The 1,437-nt window shown below is 70.3% G+C and carries 1 protein-coding gene; it reads right to left on the minus strand.

Features of this window, described 5'->3' with window-relative positions; translation table 11 throughout:
• Positions 1–1,437 (minus strand): protein kinase (locus tag ACFXN1_RS51800; RefSeq protein WP_379464195.1); only part of this gene is annotated, 1,437 nt, incomplete at both ends.

Genomic DNA, 1,437 nt, shown 5'->3' on the forward strand with positions numbered 1-1,437 from the left:
GGCCCACAACCGCTGCTCGGCCGGGGTGCACAATTCGTAGCTCCAGTCGACACACCATCGCAGGGTCTGCTGCCGGGTCGGCGCGGTGCGGCTGGCGCGGGTCAGCAGCGCGTACCGGTCGTCGAGGCGGTGCAGGATCTGCTCCGGCGACATGGTGCGCATCCGCGCCGCGGCCAGCTCGATCGCCAGCGGCAACCCGTCCAACCGGGCACAGATCCGAGCCACGGCCGCCTTGCTGTCGTCGGACAGTTCGAGACCCGGCACCACCGCGCTCGCCCGGTCGGCGAACAAGGTCACCGCATCGGAGCGTCGCAGTTCCCGCGGCGACGGCTCCCCATCCGGGTCCGGAACCGTCAACGGCGGCACCCGCAGCACCGCCTCGCCGGCGATATCGAGCGACTCGCGGGTGGTGACCACAATCCGCAGATCCGGACAGCTCCGCAACCATCTCCCGACCAGTTCCGCCACCGCCGCCACCAGCTGCTCACAGTTGTCCAACACCACCAGCGACTCCCGCGTGGACAGGAACTCGACCAACACCTCGGGCAACGGCCGAGCCCGATCGTCACGCAACCCCAGGGCGGCCGCCACCGCGTTGACCAGCAGCAACGGATCGCGGACATCGGCCAACTCGACCAACCACACCCCATCGGCGAACTCCCGGCGCGTGGACGCCGCCGCCCGCAACGCCAGCCGGGTCTTACCGACACCGCCGATCCCGGTCAGCGTCACCAGCCGGGCCGCCGACAGCAGATTCTTCAATTCCGCCAACTCGGTGCGGCGGTCGACGAAACTGGTCAACTCCAGCGGCAAAGTACCGCCTCCCCGTGGAGCCGTCGTCACGGGCGGACGCCACCCTGGCGGCTCAGCCGGCTTGCGGGCCTGGCGCTCTGGGGCCGGTTCGGCGTGCAACGCCATCTCGTCGACGGTGAACCCGAGGCGGCGCTGAGCCTGCCGGATCGCCTCCCCCAGCGCCGCTGCCGAGGGCCGCTCGCCGGGATCGCGGCTCATCGCCGCCGCGACCACCGCGGACACGTCGTCAGGGATGCCGCTGTCGCGCAGGTCCGGCACCGGCTGGGTGGTGATCCGCAGGAACTGGGTCACCACGTTCTCCCCGCTGCGACGTTCGAACGCCGCATGCCCGGTCAGCGCGCAGAACAGGGTGGCACCCAGCCCGTAGACATCCGCGGCGGGCGTAGAGTCCTGGCCCTCGAGCACCTCCGGGGCCGTGAACGCCGGCGACCCGGCCACAGTGCCCGTGTCCGTTTGGAATGCACCCGCAATCCGCGCGATACCGAAATCCGTCAACGCGGGCTCACCGTAATCGGTGAGCAGGATGTTGCCCGGTTTCACGTCCCGATGCAGAATGCCGAGGCGATGCGCGCTCTCCAGCGCCCCGGCGATCTTCACCCCGATCCACAACACGGTCTCGACCGG

Source organism: Nocardia sp. NPDC059154, from assembly GCF_042755705.1.
GTDB lineage: Bacteria > Actinomycetota > Actinomycetes > Mycobacteriales > Mycobacteriaceae > Nocardia.